The sequence below is a fragment of the Halomonas sp. TP35 genome (genome assembly GCF_052375975.1).
In the GTDB taxonomy this organism is placed as follows: Bacteria; Pseudomonadota; Gammaproteobacteria; order Pseudomonadales; family Halomonadaceae; genus Vreelandella; species Vreelandella citrativorans.
This window is the reverse complement of record NZ_JBQSUZ010000026.1, coordinates 1-17,604: the sequence shown is the minus strand read 5'-3', so window position 1 is coordinate 17,604 and position 17,604 is coordinate 1. Positions and strand designations below refer to the sequence as shown.

Here is a 17,604-nt window from a genome sequence, read left to right as displayed (position 1 = left end):
GGGCGTGACTCAACTGCGCTGCGAGCGGCGTTGGTATTGAGTGATGTTTTGCTCGTGCCTTTTGCGCCTCGCTCGTATGACGTATGGGCATTAGAAGACATGGCCAAACTGGTCGACGAAGCACGAAGCATACGAGACGGGTTACGCGCTGTGGCGGTCTTGAATCTAGCTGATCCAGGAAGCCAATCGACAGACAACGCAGAAGCTGCAGCAGCCGTTGAAGAAGTACCGCAGTTTGAATATTTGCCGACCCCGATAAGACGACGAAAAGCCTTCTCGAATGCAACCGGCGCAGGGCTGTCTGTGCAGGAATTGAAACCGACGGATAAGAAAGCCATCGGCGAGATAAGTGAATTGTATAAATATCTTTTTAATATTAAATAAATATTTAATTAGGTGGGTTTAGATGGTTATTACGAAGCCAAAAGCAAAATCAACAGATGCAACTGACTCATTTATCTCAGGTGCTCCAGATTCCGGCAATCAAGCCAAGGGGGTGCGCAAAGGGAATAAACGGCAGATCAGTTTGACGATCACACCGGCACTATTAGAGCGAGTGGATGAGCTAGCCGCGGAGCTAGGACAGTCACGTGCAGCGATCATCAATATGGCGATTTATCGGGCTGTGGAGCATGGGCTAATCAAAGAGTGAGGAATGATCCCAATAATTGCCTCAGTTTTTAGCCAATCAAAGGAAAAATGGCGATAAGGGGGCTTTTTTAGCCCCCTTATCGCCAGAGTCGTTGTTAAGAGGCTGATAAAATGTGCTTTTCAACAATGAAGCCCCGGTCTCCTCATGCTTGCCGGCGACGAGGGAGATCCGGGGAAAATGATCTGCCATGGGAGGCAAAACCACATGCATATTGTAGCAGTTTGGGATTTTAAAGTGCTTGCTATCCCGCTGAGCGCTAGGAAGTAGTCATGGTCAACAAAAAAATGACGCAGAAAGAAAGGCGTTTCATCGAGCAGCATGCACGCCCCGGAGAAGGTTATGCGCAGGCTTATAAGCGCCTGCTTCCACAATTACGGGATGACTTCCATGAGCAACGAAATACTGTTTCAGAGCAGGGCCGATCTGCGCTATTGCCTGCCAAATATGCCCAGCAAGACTTTTTTGTAGCAGATATTTGTGATGCAAACCCAAAAGCTGACACTGCTAGCCTGGAGCACCCTCTGTTTGCGCTACGTGCAGGCGACAGAAAAGTCAGACGTTATCAGCACAATGACACTACGGTAGAGATTCGTCCTGGTCTCAAAGGGCTAGCAACAATTCATGATAAAGACGTGTGGATTTACTGCATTAGTCAGCTCGTCGAAGCGATGAATAGAAATTACAAAAATGTTAGTCGAACAGTTCGCTTTATCGCTTATGATTTTTTGGTAACAACAAACCGGCGCACTGATGGTGATAGTTACAAGCGAATGGGTGAAGCACTGGAGCGCTTATCCGAGTCTCGGATTGTTACAAATATTGAAACAGATAAAAAGCGTGAGAGGGCTGGTTTCGGTTTAATCGATTCGTGGCATGTAGTAGAGCGAGATGGCGATAACCGCATGGTGGCTGTTGAAGTGACGCTTCCGGAGTGGCTATATCGCTCTGTGACAGCTAAACATGTTCTCACTCTTAGCCCGGACTACTTCCGGTTGCGTAAGCCATTAGATCGGCGCGTTTATGAGCTAGCTCGTAAACATTGTGGCAGCCAAATAAAATGGCGCGTCAAAATGACAACCTTACACAACAAAAGTGGAAGCCAAGATAAACTTTATAAGTTTCGTGCTGCGATGAAGTTGCTATCAGCAACAAATGAACTTCCAGATTATAGAATGAGCATCGATCCTGATAATGACGTAGTGACTTTTTACTCTAGAGGAGCAAAGGGCGGAAGAGCGCAAATGCATGATGTACTGAAATCTGGCACATGAAGTCCTGAGCTGCCCCCCGAATATTCTAGGTACGCTTAGCCACTTAATAGTAATCAAACATCCTTGAAACCACGATAGTTAATGGCACGTGGTTCCAAGGATGTTTTTGTGTATTTGGCATATGCTTTCTGAGGGCAGATAGCCTGCAGACAGACACGTGGTTTTAAGGATGCAAGCATCGTGGTTTTAGGGATGTTCACCCTGTGAATAGGCACGTGGTTTTAGGGATGGTGGTATCGTGGTTTTAGGGATGGAATAGCACTTCGAAGCCTTATGGTTGCTGGGCTCGCAAAACTGTAACGCGCGCGCGTTTTTAACTAAGACCTTAAAACCTTTAACGCAAAGTGATACAACTCACCTACCCTTCGTCTCGCTCGCCCTGGCCGTCAGCCAGCCTAACGATGACGCGCCAAGGCGCGCTTAAAGCAGCTTTCGAGGTGCTTCGCACCTGCGCCGCCAGAGTGGGCGCTAAAGCGCGTTGGTACAGTGAGGTTGCCAGCAAACCCCTGTTAGGCAATGGGGTGGGCTGCGCCCACCAACCCCAAGCCCTTGTTACCGCTTCGCTGCATGCCGCTGCGCGGCATAAAAAGCCGTTATCCCAGAAACTCAGGATTAGGCGAATAATCTTGAGTTTGCCTCCTTTCAACGCTTTTTCCCGTCTTCAAACAGCCTATTTTGCTCCCCGTCCTTTGCGCCTAGCGCGTCTATACGGGCCGCTAATGCCTCAGACCGTACTTCCGCCTTGGTTTTGGCCTTATCGGCCTCCTGGGCGCGTTGCTGGGCGTCCTGAGCCTGCTTTTCGGCAGCCGTGAGCCGCTCTCGCCATTCGTTGCGCAAATCGGCCATTGCCTGCTTATGAGCGTCGGTGTCGGCTTTACGCGCCTGCTGCTCAGCTTTAAGCGCTTCCAGACGCTCTGCCGCCTGCTGTTGTGTCGCTTCTAATTTGGCCATGGCCACCGCCTGGGCGCGTTCCGCGTCGACCTTAACCTTCTCGGCGGCTTTGGTGTCCCGCTGAGCGTCCAGGCGGGCGCTGTGCTCTACGTCGCGCTGCTCGGTCAGCGTAGTGATGCGGTTGCGGGCCTCGGCCAGCTCCATACGCGCATCGTCCCGCTGCTGCTCAAGGTGCTTCACCTGCTCACGAAACTCCGCCACTAGCTGGCGGGCCTCGCTGCCATCGCGCTGGGCCTCGTCGCGTTCAGCTGTGAGCTGCTCCACCTGAGCCCGTAGCTCGTCGGCTTCCGTTTCCAGGGCTTCGCCGGTTTCCGCCAGTGAATCGGCGGTCTGGCGGGCGTCGAGCGCATCGGCCTCGGCCTCAGCGCGGGCGGCGGACGCCTGGCGTTCGATCTCCTGAGCGAGTGCGCCGGCGAGCTCATCCGGCAGCTTGGCGGTTTGCCGCTCAGCGGGCGCCTGGGCGGCTTTCCAGGCCGTGAGGTGCCGGTGGATGGTGTTGGGGGAACCGGTGCCGATTTGCTCGCGTACCGCGGCAATCGTGGGTTTTTCACCGCGCCCTACCAAGCTGTCAGCGGCGTGGGAAACCTGCTCAAAGCTAATGCCAGTGCGTGCCATAACGTATTTCCTTCTTCTGTATCGTATTTTGTATTTCATATTATATTTTATATGATACAAAATACAATACAAAATATGAAGTAATACGATTGATAGGCACAAAAAACCCCGCTAAGGCGGGGTTTTTTGTGCCTGGAGATCAACCCTATCGCAAAATCTCGCCGCGTAGGGCGGCCAGGTCAGCCTCCAGCCGCTCGATACGTCGTTTTCGACGGTGTGTGGCACTGATACTGCGGCCGAGCCGGAGCTGATAATCCGCTAAGTCGGCCGCCTGCTGAGCAACCCGCTCATGGAGCCGATCGGATTCACGCTTGGCGGCCACTAGGGCTCCCCGTGCAGCAGCAATCTCCTCGCGGGCTTGCTGCTGCTGATAAACCAGTTCAGCGCGCTCGGCGCTCACCGCGGCTTGAGCGTCTGTCAGGGCATTCTCGGCAGTCTGCCGGGCTTCGTCGCGTTCACGCTCTGCATTAACTGCTCGCGCCTCTGAGGCATGTGTACGGGTATTCTCGCCCGCGATGGCACCCAGGGTAGTGCCGACTATCGCCATGATGCCGCCAACGACAGCCCAGACGGGCCAGGCAGCACGTAGCGCGTCCCAGCCGGTGATCGCGCTGTAATCGTCAGTCAGGTATGCCACAGCGTCCCAGCGCTCCCAGGCCTGCCAGCCTAGCAGGCCGGTGGCAACGAGCAGGCCAGCCAGCAGCCAGATTGTGATGCGGCTCATCGTAGGTAAACCTCTGTTATTTCAGACCGGAAATGCCCCAATTCCTGGCTGACGGTTTCTAACGCATCACGGTAGCTCAGGCCGTCACGCTGTAGCTCGCCCATTCGTTCTTGTGCATAACTATGGCGGACGCCGTGAGCGCCGGTTGACCAGTCCAAGGCCCGACCGCTCGCACGAGTGAACGATGAGCTCCAGGCATTGCCGCCACCGATGTTGTAGTGAGATTGATAGTAGACACCGCGATCTGTCACGCGCTGTGGAGTGTCGTAGCGAGCGGCTTCAAGTCGCTCCGCGAGGGATCCAGGAATAGATACTTCACGGCACAGCCCTCCTTTTCCGACCACGGTATACCGCTGGCCTTCTTCCCGAGGCTCGCGGACAGCAAATTTTTCGTCTCGCGCGGGCCTGGAATCAGCGGGGCGCTCGTGCACAGGGCGTAGGGTTAGAAGCTCATGGGCACGTAGGCCAGCGTGGTAGGCAATTTGGGTGGCTAGAGCATTACGCTCGGTTTGTCGAGAAACGATCTGGTTGACCTGTTGTTCGCTGTAGGCACGCGATGATCGGGCCTGATCAAGTTCGCTCTTCACAACAGGAAGCCGCTCGCTGTTGGCGAGCTTGCCGGTCAGATGCTGTTGCATCATCTGCACCGCCTGCCGCTCCATGTTGAGCTGGCTCTGTCCCACGGCTTCGCCGCGCTGCTCGAGGTAGTTCTGTGCGTCGGCAGGCGTCATTGATTTGAGATCACCGGGCCCGCGCCCCTCACGGAATTCGGATTTGACCCACTCTGCGACTCGGGTGAGCGACTGCTGATAGTTTGAAGCTGTCCGGACGCTCTGGAGTTCACCGCGCTGCTGGAGTGCTGTGACGACAGTGCGGGCCTGGCTGCTGGCTTTAGCCCAACCCGCCATCAGGTGCGTTTTCTCTTGTCGTCCGTACGCTGCTTGAGCTGTTTTTGCAGCCAGCGCGCAACGGTCGAACGGTCAACGCGGAGATTTTGGCGCTCCTGTAGCCAGGTGCGAAGGTCGTTTGCACTGGCGCCGCTATTGTGCAGCGCGAGTAGCTCGCCTGTGTGAGGATCGAGTTGTGAGCGACCACGCCAGTAACGTGGCAGGCGCCCGTTCTGGCGGATTTCACGAATTTTTTCCAGCTCGGCGGCTGGATCGAAGTCGGACATTTGCTATTCCTGTAAGAACTTCTCGCTGACATAGTCAGCGAGACGCTCGCATCATGTGCGAACTACGACCCCGATTTGTCCTGCCATTTCGGCTCTGGGCGGACTGACGGCGGGCCTGCTCTCCCGTTTGCCCCGTTCTCTTGAGGGCGTCCCTCGATGCATTTGGGCTGCGGCATCGTTCGCAGAGGTGCTAGCTGGGCTGCTAGCGAGACCGCCTAAGCGGTGTTCCCAGCAAGTTGGTCAGGTGCTGGATCCCTGCTGACTACGTGCAGCGACCGTCCGGTGAGACCGGCAACACGGCTAATGTAGCACTGGCACTGACTGTGCGTCACTAACTGTGCGCTATACGCCTCCAGGGCTTATTACACCACGCTGGGATGACACCCGAAGGGTACAACCCAGCGTGGTGGGAACCACCACTGCGCCCAATCTGGGCGTTCGACGCCGTAGGCGGCGGGTCGCTCGCAGAGAGCGACAATGCACCGTCAGGTGCGGCTGCCCGTACAGGCCAGCTCGTCGGCGATAGCCGACTGTGACGCGCAGAGCGTCACAGTGCGCGAATGCGCACAGCGTTTCGTAGAAACGCTCTTAGCCGCCGAAGGCGGCTAGCGACCGTGCAAAGGATTCCGCAGCTTTGCTGCGGCGCAGCGCGAAGCGCTGCTCGCTTTTTTGACATGGCATCGCCACGATAAACATCATTCTGCTGCCAACAAAAAAAGGGCTATTTCCACATTTCTGTTGGCCCTTCCATCACAATGTACTGATAGAGTCGTGCGATGCCTAAAATCGCTTCATCAGCATGAGGGCTTTGGCGTAATTTCACGTTCGCAAGTAGGTCATTCTTACGTACTGGCAGCCAGACACCATTTTGATCTTCCGTATCGCTGACAAAGACCGTCCAAAAGCCTCCACTGCCATAGATTCGTACCCAGCTTCCTTTTTCACAGCGTGTACGTACTGAGATGACTAGATAGAGCCCCTCATAAACCGTTTTATCAAGCGTCATTCGGTTGCCTCGCTTAACTTATTGCGTAGTTTGCAGCTCAACAGCTTTAACGCTGCTTGGTTTGTTTCCATCCCTTCGCGTGCGAGCTCTTCGATGACCCATTGCTCAAGTGCCTCACGGTTAGAGCTCAACAGCGGCTGTTCCAGCGCGGCAGCGAGTACAAAGTCATTCGTTTCTATATCCAACTGAATGGTTTGTGCTAACGCAGCTGAAAAGCGTTTTAACGTGCGTGTTTTCTGGCGTTCCTGTTGAAGGTTCTGAAGCCAATATGAGTCAGCAATAAGAGCCATGAAACTCTCCTTTTTTGATTTAGGGCTTTTTTTGAAGCTCTGTGTAAACATTTAAGCATAAAATCAGGGAGTGGCAACTCTTTTTTGTCGTTTTTCGTTATCATTTGATGATGAATAGCGTGGAGAAAGGCTGTGATACGCTTCAAAATTAAAGAAATGATGGCAAAGCGAGAGTATGAATTGGGGCGAAGGCTCACTATTGGCGAGGTTGCTGACGCCACCGATATTCATCGAATGACGCTATCGAAAATGATCAATCGCCGTGGCTACAGCACGACGACAGATCATTTAGATCGGCTATGCGTGTACTTTGGCTGTTCGCTAGAGGAAATCGCTGAGCACGTACCAGAACCTGACAGTAAAACCCCGATGGAGTGAATACATGGCAGAGCCCGTTTCCTATCATTTTGATGGCCATATCACTGCCGAGGGGCCTATAACCGTCAGCTACTTTGGGCTAGATGAGCGTCTGCCTCGTACGCCGCATGGCCAGGTGTTTCTGAATGGTGGCACGCTACGCGGGGCGTTGCGCAAAGCCGGGTTGGTAATGCTGATCCGGGAGCTGGCTAAGGTACGTGGGCAATCGCAAGAGGCCATTTTTAAGCGCGCTGAAATGTATATGCTGGGTGAAGGAGTGGATATTACCCGCCAGGTAAATAGCGAGATTAAAGGGGCCAGCTACGACCCTCGTGCAGAGGCTCATCTGCGTAAAATGAATCCGTTTTTAAGCCTGTTTGGTCGCTGGAAGTTGGCTGGGTACTTAGAGGTTAGTGCCATGCTAACCTCGCAGGACAACCTGATAACAGCGGGCCAAGGCGCTCGGCATGATCAGTTTGAGCATGATCCATCGCTCGTTAAGTACCTGAATACGGAAGAGCAAGAAGCGCTGATGTCGGAAATGCGCAGTGCCCGTGACAGCATGGTTGAAATTGAAGCGATCCGTGGCCAGGTGCGAGAGCTGCGCGCTCAGTCACGACGCACGGAAAGCGTTGATGGCAAAAAAGAGATTGCCGCTCAGATTCGTGACCTAGAGGCCTTAGAGAAAGAGACGCGTCTGGCACGAGAAGGGTCGGACGAGTCGATAAAGCACCCCATTCAAGGGTATGAGGCGATTGCCCCCGGCAGTCAGCTCAGCAGCCATCTCCGCATTGTGGAAGGCCACGCTGACGTTCTTGGGCTGCTGTTGCACTGTTTAGCGGAGTTTTCGCAGCGACCGCGCTTAGGAGGGCATTTAGCAGCGGGGTTTGGGGCCATTCAAGCAGAATGGGATGTGTGGCAGCGCAATCCAGGCGAACGTCGTGGCCACGTCATCGGTAACGTTCAGCTAGATGAGATGGGCATCGTGTTAGAGGGGGAGGCACTTGAAGAGGCCTGGGCAGCGTTTGAACACGGGCTACCCCGCTATAACTTTGACCTTTTCACGCTTAAGGAAGCTCGGGAGTGCTGGAAAAAGGAAGCGTAATGTCTTCAGAATCACAGCGCTTACCCGTTGCCCCCTACGGCATGCCTGAAGAGCAAGCCCGGCCATTCCGTTTGGTGCTCCAACTGCATACGCCACTGGTGCTGCCCATGGTAGTGCCACGCTTAGATGTGTTGCTGCAGGAGGCAGCTTGCCGCAGAGCGCTGGATTGGTCGTGTTATCCCTCCCTTCCTCTGGTGTTTGACCAAGCCAGAGGGGGTTATCGTGCCTCTCAGCTGGTGTTTGGCGTGACGGCTCACCAAGGGCTGACGGCAGAACCATTAGGCGCGATTACGCGTTTAACAACCTTGCCTCTGCTGCGTGCAGCCAATGTTAGAGCGCCGCTGCGAGTCGATGGTGGCGATTGGGCACCGAAGCTCACCCATCATCAGGGGTTGCTGAGCCCTTATGTGCTGTTTTATGCAGAAGGCGACCCGGATGCCTGTCTGGATCTGCTACCAGAGCTCCCCAATATAGGCCAGGGGCATAGCCGAGGGCAGGGGATGGTGAGTGCGATGGCGGTTCAAGAGGATACGCAGCAGCGCTGGCGTCAGCGGCCCTGGCGTTTAGAAAGCGAGCACAACAGCATGGCCTATACGCCCGTACCCGATGTGTTGCGCCTGACCAGCTGGGGTAATGATGAAGTTGTTTACCGGCCACCACGGATTATGCGTGAGATAGTGTCATGAGGCGCGACCTAGCCTATCAGCGACTGTTTGCTGCCACGACGCCTTTTCGTGCGCGGGCATACGCTGAGCACTTCACTCCTAGTACCCCTAGTTGTTCTTGCTGTTCCCGGCGATGGTCTGACGTAGAAGCGCCGTTTCAAGCGGCAAGCTATTCCTATGGGAAATCAGGTCAACCCGAGCAAGTCTGTTTAACGTGCTACACGTTACGCATTCCTAGCGAGGAAATGCTGGGGTTAGAGCGTTACAACAAAACCGGCAACACCGTGACGCCTATTTACGGCAAACTCGGGATGCTAGTGGGTTCTGGCGGCATCATTACCCCTGCTAACACTCTGTATGTCACGCTTCCCCCTAAGCTTTTCGAGAAATACCGAGACGGTAAGCTGGGCCAGGCGGGGCAATTGAGTACAGAAAAGCCGCTGGCCCGGCTATTGGCACTATTAGCCAGCGGGGAGCTGAATCCCCTTGAGAAAGGCTTTGTGTATATCGAAAACTGGGGGCGAAAAGCGGATGTGCTGCTGCGTAACTTACGCCCTACGCTCTCCCTTCAAGAGGTGTGGTGTAACAGTGAGCAAGGTACTACCCCCCTCAACCTTGCCGCTATGTTGAAAACGGCCAGCGTACTGGTCGAGCAGGGGCTAGAAAAAAACGCTGCCCAAAAAACCTTTTGGTGGCCGATTACTGCAGCAGCCAGGGGGCAGCGAAACCCACAAGCCTTTGAGGAGTGGGTCAAAAAAGTCCCTGACCCACACGCTTTGCTGAGCGTGTTGCCAGACGACCCCTTTGATCGGCAGAAGCTTCCGGCGGTACTGCGAGAAATCATGCCGCACCTGCCTGCGCTAAAGCCGTATATCAATCACCAACGTCAGCCTACGGCACTCGCGGCGCTAGAGCACAAGGAGCCATCCCTCATGCCACAACAGGGTTCACTGTTTTAATGTCGATAGATCATGTAAACGTGCATTATTACGAAGCCGCCGTGCTGTGTTGCCCTTCGGCCCTGCCTACCCGTACGCCGACGCTGGATGACTACCACCAAGCAGCGTGGCGCGTGTTTGCGGGCACTACCCACTACTCCGTAGGGCAGCGCCCTTTTGTTTTCAGTTTTGAGTCACTCACCCCAGATCAGCACCTGCTGATTCTGCGCTCTTCTACTGAATTTTCCCACGCACAGAAAAGGCACGTCACCCTGCGTCAGGGAGACAACATACGCCTAGAGTGGTCGTGGGTGCCGAGTATTGCGACACGGCTATCACCAACAGGCGAGCGGCTACCGCGCAGTAAGCACATCCCAGCCCCGCGAGAACAGTGGGAAGCGCTACTGTGTCAGCGTTTGCGCAATCATGGTTTTTCCGCCGTGCCTACCGCTCTGCGCTGCACCCCATTAGGGCAGTGGCCCATGAATGCGCAGCGGTCGCGATGGTGTCAACGGGTGCATGTCCAAGCGGATCTTCATATAGAGGATGCTCAAAAGGCGGCACAGGCCTGGCTGTCGGGTGTATCGCGCTTGAAAGCGTATGGTATGGGTATGCTTTGTTGCCGTGAATGAGTGCGTTAAGCTAGAAGAGTTCCGCCTTTGCGGAAGTGTTAGCAACGCCTTGCAGACCTCGATGGAGCGTTTGTAAATCCCGCCCTTGCGGGAGTGTTCGTTCTGCACTGCAGACCTCGATGGAACGTTTGTGTATCTCGCCCCTGCGGGAATGATCGCCCCGGCCCCGTGTCGGGGCGATATGGTAAGGTATCTCCCTTTTGGTTTAGGCGCTCATCGCTGTTATGCATCCCGTCCTCACGTACCTCACCCATCAGCTGCCCAAGCGCCCTGGGTTCCAGCATAACCCTGTACAGGTCGCGTACGCGCAGGCCTTAATCGACGGTGTACGGCAACAAGGCAAGATGCACTTTGTCGAAGGGGATACGGGCATCGGCAAAACGCTGGCGTATCAGCTGGTGTTGGCGGATTGGGTCGCCAAAGGGAGACAAAAAGAGCGCCGGGCAGTGATTTCAACACACTCGCGTGCGCTGCAGCGTCAGCTGCTTCAGCCTGACAACCTCGCTATCGTGCGTGACTATTTAGAAAACGCAGGCTTACCGCCGCTGACCTTTGAGCTGCGTATGGGGCGGGAAAATTACGTCAGCCCGGAGCGCCTGGCCTTGCAGTTAGGGGCGATACGCTTAGAAGACGCGGCCAACGACCGACAACTCTCGCTAGAAAAGCGTCATCTTGCTCGCTGGGCACTAGAAAGTGACGGCTGCCTGCTCGACCTAGACCCCGCGAGCCTGCCTGAAGGCTGGCAAATGTCAGATATCGCTTTACGCCATCATGACCCCTTGCCAGACGCGCTTGACGCCCACTTAAACGCCGCGCAAACCAGCGACATCCTAGTGATCAACCACGCTTTATTGGTGGTTGACTTGATCACCAAAGGCCGCATCACCCAGGCGGAATCGCCCTATGTGCTGCTGCTCGATGAAGCGGAGCACTACCCTGAACTGGCAGAAGAAATGCTTAGCCAGCGGATTTCGCTGCAAGCCACCACACGGCTGTTACGCCAGCTGAATCAAACCGCACTGGCGACGCAATGGGAAGCGCTTGAAACCCAGCTAACGGATCAGGCGCGTGCAGGCACTGCCCATAATGTGTCGGTGAGTGAGAGTGAAACGCTGCAAGTGGCCATTAGGGCGCTATTGAAAAAGCGGTTGCGGGAAACCGCTCACGATGCCTGGCTATGGCGAGAGTGGCAGCAGCTACGCCATAGTGCAGAGCAAGTGGCCGTTAGGTTACGCGAAGCCAGTCGCTACTTGATTCTGGATTACTCACCGGTGCGTGGCTTGCCCCGCGTGGTGGCTCACTCGCCAAGTGCGGCATCCAGTTTGCGCAATGGGATAGGCGACCGCAGCACGTTGCTCACGTCAGCTACGCTATCGGATCTTGACCATGCGCCGGGGGAAGCGCCGCAGTTTCGCTATATGCGTAGCCGGCTGCAGGTACCCGTCAGCAGTAAACGCAGCGGTATCGAAACCAGCTTTCAGGCACGCCAATTTGGCGAGCTGCGCTTTCGGTTACCCCAAGGGCTTCCCCACCCGATTCAACGGCTTCCTGAAGGCGGGCACAGCCTGTCGTTAGCCTATGCTCAGCAGGTGCTCCCCTTCTTGCTGGATCAGCCAGGGCGCACGCTCGTGCTGTGTGCCAGCTATGCCGATGTAGAGGTACTCGCCAACGAGTGGCCAGCCGAGGCGCAGCACCGGCTAGTCGCGCACCGGGCAGGGCAAGGGTTAGGCGAGTTAGTGGCCCATCTAGATGACGATGCCATTTTGTTAACGCCAGCAGGGTGGGAGGGCTTATCGCCTAGTCGGCAAGGGAACACGGCCTTTTGGTCGCACCTAGTGGTATTGCGCAACCCGCGCCCAGCGCGCAGCGCGGTAGAACAGCGCTTGGTAGGGCAAATGCTGCAGCGTAAAGGCATGAGTGAAGAGCAGGCCACCCGCATAGCCACGGGCATGCTGTATCGCAAAAGCACCGTGCGTACCCTGCATAAGCTGCGCCAAGGGTTAGGCCGGGCGATTCGTCACCCAGAAGACCAAGTGCTGGTCACCTTATTAGAGCCGCGCATTCCGCGCCCATCGGGGGCACTCCCACAGCCTGGCATGCGGCAAAGCAGTGCGCTGCTCGGGGCCATTCCGTCTCGTTTTCGGTTGGCCTGGCAGCAGGCAGAAGAACCGCTCATCAACCAACGAACCGAAGCCCTTTCCCAGCCCACCGCCTTAACGGCGCTGCTGTAGATAGCTAATTGATAGGCAAATAAAAACCGCAGCCCTGCTATCATCCTGATGGCAAAAGCTGCGGCTACAGAGTTTGTAAACGACACGATAAGCCTAAGCAGTCCTGCCACCTTTAGCAAGAAAACAATTTTTTACACAGAACTTTAGACAGAACGCTAAAGTTTTCATCGCGTTGTGTCGATAAACATAAACAACGGCATAAAAAAGCCGTCACCAACGGCCCTCAGGTGAGCACGCGAGCAACGCTGCACTGAGAGCTTGTAAACGACACAGTAGGAGATCGCACCATGTCAGTGATCAATACCAATATTACCTCCATGATTGGCCAGCAGAACCTAAACAAGAGCCAAAATGCTTTAACCACAAGCATGGAAAGGCTTTCTTCAGGTCTGCGCATCAACAGCGCCAAGGATGATGCGGCAGGGCAGGCCATCGCCAACCGCATGACCGCTCAGATCACCGGTCTTAACCAAGCTAGCCGTAACGCTAACGACGGTATTTCCATTGCTCAGACCGCTGAAGGTTCTTTGAACCAGATCAACGATAACCTGCAGCGCATCCGTGAGTTGACCGTTCAAGCACAAAACGGCACCAACTCCGAGTCAGATCTTGGTTCCATCCAAGATGAAGTTAACCAGCGTCTTAGCGAAATCAACCGTATCTCAGAAGAGACCGACTTCAACGGCGTAAAAGTACTTTCTGAAGATATTAGCTCTATCTCTATTCAAGTGGGCGCTAACGATGGCGAATCAATCAGTGTTAATTTGAGAACCATCAACCAAACAGAACTTTCACTTGATGGCTTTGACTTAACAAATACGCTTCGTGGTGTGTCTGCGGGCGAAGATGATTTTACGGAAAATAAAGTTAATTTTGGTGATACGGCCTTCCAAGCTGATGCAGAGACAGTCGCACTCACAGAGTATGATGCTTCAGCCACAGCTATTGGCACTGTAGAGTTTAGTGGTACTGATGTTAAAGGTAGTGCCACTTGGGAGCTTCAAGATTTTGATGGCCAGAGATATGCAGTAAATACAGATGACAATAAAGTTTATACATTAGAAGACGCAACCGTTTCCGGTACCGACGTGAATGTTTCTCTTGGCGAAGAGTTAACGGGTGATCTTGCTCGTTCAGGTGACGGTCGAGGCTCTTCGTTTGACTTTACCAATGGTACAGCTACTTCTGATTACAGCGTTGTTAAAGATAACGCTGACCAAATGTACGTACGTGAAGTAGCTGATAACGGCGACATTACCTATAACGCATTGACCACTACTGCTGTAGAAGCCGACGGCAACGGTGTCGTTGAAATCGATCTTACCGATAATGCAGTAGTTGCTACTGCCGCATCGGACATGGGCTCTTTTACAACTGATCCCATGAAGCAGCTCGACGAAGCGCTGGCCAACGTTGATGGCTTGCGTTCAGAGCTGGGTGCCGTGCAAAACCGTTTTGAGGATGCAATTACCAACCTCGACACTAACAGCACTAACCTGTCTTCTGCCCGTTCGCGCATCGAAGATGCTGACTACGCTACAGAAGTGGCCAACATGACCCGCGCGCAGATTCTGCAGCAGGCCGGTACTTCTGTACTGGCACAGGCCAATCAGATCCCGCAGAACGTTCTTTCTCTGCTGGGTTAATGGTAGCCTGAGTGGCAACGCCACTGAAGGGTTGAATGAACCGCCTCCAGAGATGGAGGCGGTTTTTTGATACAGCGGCCTCAATAAACAAGCGCAAAGCCACCTGCGCAGTAGTAAACCCGCATCAGAACGTTGGTAACTCCCCCAGGTTATCCCGCTTGGTGTCGTTCCTTTCGGTTGTCAGATACTCATCATCAATCAGATAAACCGCTGCACCCTGTTGCCATCTCTCATTCGTTTTCGTCCTTGTCTGAAATGTTACTTTACCGAGGCGAATGAGATCCGCCACGAAGGCCCGCGAAACAGTTCGGGGTGCGCCTACTTTCCCTTGTTTTTCCTCTCGCACTTTAACAAACGTGATGCAGAAATCTGCCATATTTATCTCTCCCACGTTGATGGCGGCTTGCCAACAATGAATGTGGAGGCGTAGTGGCCTATTCCAAATAGTACTTAGCATAGAGCGGTTGGCAGTCATACTATGGTGGACCTGAATGCGGGGCATCGCGGACGATTCCGGGTAATGCCGTAAAGCAGCAGCGAGAACACACGATGAAAATGCTAGGCTGCGCCCAATCGCACTGACGTAGCAGGGCTTAAAGCAGCACTATAGTCCTAATTTAAGTTGGTCATCTTTCTGAAACAAAAAGCGCACCTTGGCCACGCGTCGTCCGGCCTTGATCGGCTCCCACTCGATTTTCCAATTGTCCTTCTCTTGAAGCTCTTTCACCGCAGGTTCGATGATGCGGCGGCGGATGTTGTTGAAGTTTTCCTTCTGCTTCTTGGTAGCATCCATCGCCGTGGCGAAATCCTCAATGGTGTACTCAGCCCATCCGTTACCTTCTTTACCTTCAAAGCGCTTCAACAGCTCCAGGAGCCGCCAGGAGTAAATGGAACGCAGCGCTGATGCCTGCTGCAGCTGATAGCTGGTGAATTGCTTACGCAGCCCCGTTAGGTATGGCAGCAACTTGGGCCACCAATACAGCTCCACCCACCCCTCGCCCTGCTGGTAGTGAATCTGCCCTACCCAGCGCATCGTCACCACAGTCGGCTCTAAGGGCTTGCCACGTCGCTTGTGAGCTATCTCATAGAAGGTGATCGAGCGGCTGTAGAGCTGCTTACTGGCATCCTTCAATGCTTCATAAGCCGTTCGGCGGTCGACACCAAACTCATCGGCATACTCGTCAGCAGAGATACGTGTGGTGGGCATATCGCCTACCTTCCGCGGTTTATAGCTGTTGAGCTTTGAAGCGGCCATAGCGACTAGCCGCTTCTCGGCCAATGTCAGGCCGTGCCCAGCCCGCACCAGAGCATTGTGCTGGGTGACCCAACGCTCACCCGCAGGGCGCTCTGCGCTATCCGCATCGTAGTTAATTGCTGCATTCTGCGCTGCTGGTTTCTTTGCCATATACGTCATTTCCCAGGCTATTACGTCTCAAATCAATATGACGTTTTTATATAATTGCGTCAAGAGCATATCAAGACGCTTTAACCCGGAAAGTGGCGTAATTGGTGGCAAGCCTGTGGATAACGCCCGGAAAAAGACGCAATAGTGGGGGTGAAAGACGCATTAAACCCGGAAAATGACGCATTTCCGTACTAGAAGTCTTTGTTTTAAAAAGAGAATCCCGCTATAAACAAGAAAAAACAAGAGAAAAACCAAGCAGCAAGCATATAGCGCCCACACACTGCCGACGATTCTGTACGAATCCGTTAGGCAGCAGCGGGGCATAATTTTGTTCGTTGCTGAGGCGCTCTCTATGAGCAGCCAGAATCTGGGCACTCACTCACAATATTAATCAGCTGAGGATAGCTTTATTTACAATCACACCTTGTTTAGCAAAAGTGTTCTCAATATCACTCGCATCCATTACGTTACATGCCACCTCGATATCTAACTCAACCCCTTTGCCACTTAGCCCAAGCAGATGAATAGAAGCTTCGTATGCTTCCTTGGGCGAGGCGTAAATACGATCAATGCGAATGCCATTGGTAAAAACTCTAGTAAGACGGTCTTCCTCAAGGCACTCGACCAACACCACATCATTTTCTTCTTGATGGGAAATGATGACTTTCTGAATTCCAACATATTGATTTTTCATAATTTATCTCCGTTTTTTTGAGACCTCAGATGCTATCTGGGTAAAAGTATTTATAAGAAATACTTAGATAAAATGTGCAAATAATGGGGAAAATTAGAAAAAAGGCGCTTTTTCATAACCGAAGAGTGTGTTTAATTAGGTATGCCTAAAGCGATACAGAAAAGCGCCTTTCCATATCGTATCGATATTTATCAAAAATAGCTTAAAGCGATACAGTGTGATGATATTCACTTAAATCGATACAGATACGCTATGTGAAGGAGCTTGTGATGTTTATTCGTGCCTACCTGCGTGCTAGCACCTCCGATCAAGATGCCAGTCGTGCCCGCCAGGCACTCAATGGCTTTGCAGAACAGTATCAGCAGAAAGTTGCCAGCTACTATGCCGAGAACGCGAGTGGAGCGAGCCCTGACCGCGACGAACTACGTCGGCTACTAACAGATGCTCATCCCGGTGATGTGTTGCTGGTTGAATCCATAGACCGCTTGTCACGCTTGCCTACCAACGACTGGAAACGCCTGCGTAACGAGATTGATGCCAAAGGCCTACGAGTGGTAGCACTCGACCTGCCCACGAGCCATGCAGCGATGCAAGAAACGTCAGGTGACGACTTCACAGCACGGATGCTCGATGCCATTAATGCAATGATGCTAGACATGATGGCGGCCATCGCACGTAAGGACTACGAGCAGCGTCGTGAACGCCAAGCACAAGGAATTAAAAAGGCAAAAGCTGAAGGCCGGTATCGCGGGCGCCCAATCGATCCAGCGCTTCATCAGCGTGTTAGCGAACTTCTCCAAGTTGGGCTTAGTGTTCGCAAAGTGGCGCAGCATGCCCAGTGTTCAACTAGCACGGTACAGCGCGTGAAAAAAATAGCTGAAATGGGCATATAGCCATTTAGTAAAGCCATACAAAATAAGTTGACAGTAATACTTTAAATAAATACTTTAGATATTGTTTTAATATTAAAAAGGCATTGTTATGATAATTACTGTTGGCAACACAAAAGGAGGGGTTGGCAAGACCACTCTCGCAGTGAGCCTAGCAATTTCACGGGCACTGTCGGGACGCGATGTATGGTTAATCGACGGAGATCGACAAGGAACCGCGCAAACAGCTATCAGCATCAGGTCTGAGAATGGTGCTGTGCCTGGCATCGCATGTGCCACCTACCCTGATGGCTCCACGCTGCGCGCTCAAGTACAGCAGCAAGCAGATAAATTCGACGACATTATCATCGATGCAGGC

At 53.5% G+C, this 17,604-nt stretch carries 21 protein-coding genes; 12 read left to right on the top strand and 9 right to left on the bottom strand.

What is annotated here, in order from left to right; genetic code table 11:
- The 3 genes from ACT3RU_RS17545 to ACT3RU_RS17535 form a co-directional block, all read left to right on the top strand.
- Window positions 1-384 (top strand): hypothetical protein (locus ACT3RU_RS17545; RefSeq protein WP_483392963.1); only part of this gene is annotated, 384 nt, incomplete at its 5' end.
- Between the two features lie 22 nt (window positions 385-406).
- Window positions 407-652 carry a ribbon-helix-helix domain-containing protein gene (locus ACT3RU_RS17540; RefSeq protein WP_483392962.1) on the top strand — a complete coding sequence of 82 codons (246 nt, stop codon included), beginning with the start codon at window positions 407-409 and terminating at the stop codon, window positions 650-652.
- A 269-nt stretch (window positions 653-921) separates the two neighbouring features.
- A complete protein-coding gene (locus ACT3RU_RS17535) occupies window positions 922-1,923 on the top strand; it encodes a replication initiator protein A (protein ID WP_483392961.1) in 1,002 nt (333 codons plus the stop codon).
- A 642-nt stretch (window positions 1,924-2,565) separates the two neighbouring features.
- On the opposite strand, the gene ACT3RU_RS17530 is transcribed toward ACT3RU_RS17535, so the two are convergent.
- From ACT3RU_RS17530 to ACT3RU_RS17505, 6 genes are all read right to left on the bottom strand, one after another.
- Complete coding sequence (locus tag ACT3RU_RS17530; protein ID WP_483392960.1) at window positions 2,566-3,489, bottom strand: DNA-binding protein; 924 nt, start codon at window positions 3,487-3,489, stop codon at window positions 2,566-2,568.
- A gap of 145 nt (window positions 3,490-3,634) precedes the next feature.
- Entirely contained in the window at window positions 3,635-4,213 is a 579-nt protein-coding gene (locus ACT3RU_RS17525) for a hypothetical protein (protein WP_483392959.1), read from the bottom strand.
- Entirely contained in the window at window positions 4,210-4,944 is a 735-nt protein-coding gene (locus tag ACT3RU_RS17520; protein ID WP_483392958.1) for a site-specific integrase, read from the bottom strand. The genes ACT3RU_RS17525 and ACT3RU_RS17520 overlap by 4 nt, the downstream gene beginning before the upstream one ends.
- A gap of 176 nt (window positions 4,945-5,120) precedes the next feature.
- Window positions 5,121-5,387 (bottom strand): hypothetical protein, encoded by a 267-nt coding sequence (locus ACT3RU_RS17515; protein WP_483392957.1) that lies wholly within the window; start codon window positions 5,385-5,387, stop codon window positions 5,121-5,123.
- Window positions 5,388-6,108: 721 nt separating this feature from the next.
- Window positions 6,109-6,393 (bottom strand): hypothetical protein, encoded by a 285-nt coding sequence (locus ACT3RU_RS17510; protein ID WP_483392956.1) that lies wholly within the window; start codon window positions 6,391-6,393, stop codon window positions 6,109-6,111.
- Window positions 6,390-6,683: a hypothetical protein gene (locus ACT3RU_RS17505; protein WP_483392955.1), complete on the bottom strand. Its 294-nt coding sequence runs from the start codon at window positions 6,681-6,683 to the stop codon at window positions 6,390-6,392. Before ACT3RU_RS17505 ends, ACT3RU_RS17510 begins: the two co-directional genes overlap by 4 nt.
- Window positions 6,684-6,815: 132 nt before the next feature.
- Between ACT3RU_RS17505 and ACT3RU_RS17500 the strand changes: the two genes are divergently transcribed.
- From ACT3RU_RS17500 to ACT3RU_RS17470, 7 genes are all read left to right on the top strand, one after another.
- Complete coding sequence (locus ACT3RU_RS17500; RefSeq protein WP_172118997.1) at window positions 6,816-7,061, top strand: helix-turn-helix domain-containing protein; 246 nt, start codon at window positions 6,816-6,818, stop codon at window positions 7,059-7,061.
- Window positions 7,062-7,065: 4 nt separating this feature from the next.
- Window positions 7,066-8,145 (top strand): hypothetical protein, encoded by a 1,080-nt coding sequence (locus tag ACT3RU_RS17495; RefSeq protein WP_172118996.1) that lies wholly within the window; start codon window positions 7,066-7,068, stop codon window positions 8,143-8,145.
- Window positions 8,145-8,831, top strand: coding sequence for a Csf3-related protein (locus tag ACT3RU_RS17490; protein WP_483392954.1), 687 nt, complete (start codon window positions 8,145-8,147; stop codon window positions 8,829-8,831). Before ACT3RU_RS17495 ends, ACT3RU_RS17490 begins: the two co-directional genes overlap by 1 nt.
- The gene (locus ACT3RU_RS17485; RefSeq protein ID WP_483392953.1) at window positions 8,828-9,769 is read left to right on the top strand and encodes a hypothetical protein; all 942 of its coding nucleotides are present in this window, start codon (window positions 8,828-8,830) and stop codon (window positions 9,767-9,769) included. The genes ACT3RU_RS17490 and ACT3RU_RS17485 overlap by 4 nt, the downstream gene beginning before the upstream one ends.
- A complete protein-coding gene (locus ACT3RU_RS17480; RefSeq protein ID WP_483392952.1) occupies window positions 9,769-10,380 on the top strand; it encodes a type I-E CRISPR-associated protein Cas6/Cse3/CasE in 612 nt (203 codons plus the stop codon). The genes ACT3RU_RS17485 and ACT3RU_RS17480 overlap by 1 nt, the downstream gene beginning before the upstream one ends.
- Window positions 10,381-10,604: 224 nt before the next feature.
- Window positions 10,605-12,611, top strand: a complete 2,007-nt coding sequence (locus tag ACT3RU_RS17475) for a helicase C-terminal domain-containing protein (RefSeq protein WP_483392951.1) — start codon at window positions 10,605-10,607, stop codon at window positions 12,609-12,611.
- A gap of 287 nt (window positions 12,612-12,898) precedes the next feature.
- Window positions 12,899-14,257 carry a flagellin N-terminal helical domain-containing protein gene (locus tag ACT3RU_RS17470; RefSeq protein WP_483392950.1) on the top strand — a complete coding sequence of 453 codons (1,359 nt, stop codon included), beginning with the start codon at window positions 12,899-12,901 and terminating at the stop codon, window positions 14,255-14,257.
- 124 nt (window positions 14,258-14,381) lie between these two features.
- On the opposite strand, the gene ACT3RU_RS17465 is transcribed toward ACT3RU_RS17470, so the two are convergent.
- The 3 genes from ACT3RU_RS17465 to ACT3RU_RS17455 form a co-directional block, all read right to left on the bottom strand.
- On the bottom strand, window positions 14,382-14,633 hold the full coding sequence (locus ACT3RU_RS17465) for a DUF3892 domain-containing protein (RefSeq protein WP_483392949.1): 252 nt from the start codon (window positions 14,631-14,633) through the stop codon (window positions 14,382-14,384).
- Window positions 14,634-14,861: 228 nt separating this feature from the next.
- A complete protein-coding gene (locus tag ACT3RU_RS17460; RefSeq protein WP_427774713.1) occupies window positions 14,862-15,662 on the bottom strand; it encodes a replication initiation protein in 801 nt (266 codons plus the stop codon).
- A 391-nt stretch (window positions 15,663-16,053) separates the two neighbouring features.
- Complete coding sequence (locus ACT3RU_RS17455) at window positions 16,054-16,356, bottom strand: hypothetical protein (protein ID WP_427774714.1); 303 nt, start codon at window positions 16,354-16,356, stop codon at window positions 16,054-16,056.
- Window positions 16,357-16,625: 269 nt separating this feature from the next.
- On the opposite strand from ACT3RU_RS17455, the gene ACT3RU_RS17450 reads away from it, so the two are divergent.
- Together ACT3RU_RS17450 and ACT3RU_RS17445 are read left to right on the top strand one after the other, a co-directional pair.
- Window positions 16,626-17,249, top strand: a complete 624-nt coding sequence (locus ACT3RU_RS17450) for a recombinase family protein (protein ID WP_483392948.1) — start codon at window positions 16,626-16,628, stop codon at window positions 17,247-17,249.
- A gap of 88 nt (window positions 17,250-17,337) precedes the next feature.
- On the top strand, window positions 17,338-17,604 hold a 267-nt coding region (locus ACT3RU_RS17445; protein ID WP_483392947.1), incomplete at its 3' end, for an AAA family ATPase.